General features: G+C 43.3%; 1 protein-coding gene. It reads left to right on the top strand.

The genetic code is table 11. The annotated features are described in order from the left end of the window. Positions 1-55: 55 nt before the first annotated feature. A partial coding sequence (locus tag OCV31_RS09690; RefSeq protein WP_148474693.1) for a transposase occupies positions 56-314 on the top strand: 259 nt, incomplete at its 3' end.

Raw genomic sequence — 314 nt, 5'->3', positions numbered from 1 at the left:
GTCATCAAACAGCATTCGCCTCAATTATAGTAAAATAGAAAAAAAGGAGGCCACCATGCTACATAAAGAAGACAAGAAAAAAGTAGAACAAATTCAAATGATTGCTCTGGATCAACTCGTGCCGACAGATCATCTTTTGCGAAAAATTGACCGTTACGTGGACTTCGACTTCATCTATGACCTGGTGGAAGACCTTTACTGTCTAGACAACGGCCGACCCAGCATCGACCCCGTGGTTCTCATTAAACTCGTCTTCCTTCAACACCTTTATGGCATTCGCAGCATGCGCCAAACCATCAAAGAAGTCGAAGTCA

This window comes from Aedoeadaptatus acetigenes, assembly GCF_025566985.1.
Classification (GTDB): Bacteria; Bacillota; Clostridia; order Tissierellales; family Peptoniphilaceae; genus Aedoeadaptatus; species Aedoeadaptatus acetigenes.
Note: the sequence above shows the minus strand (reverse complement) of the source record. Positions and strands in the feature narration are given on the sequence as shown.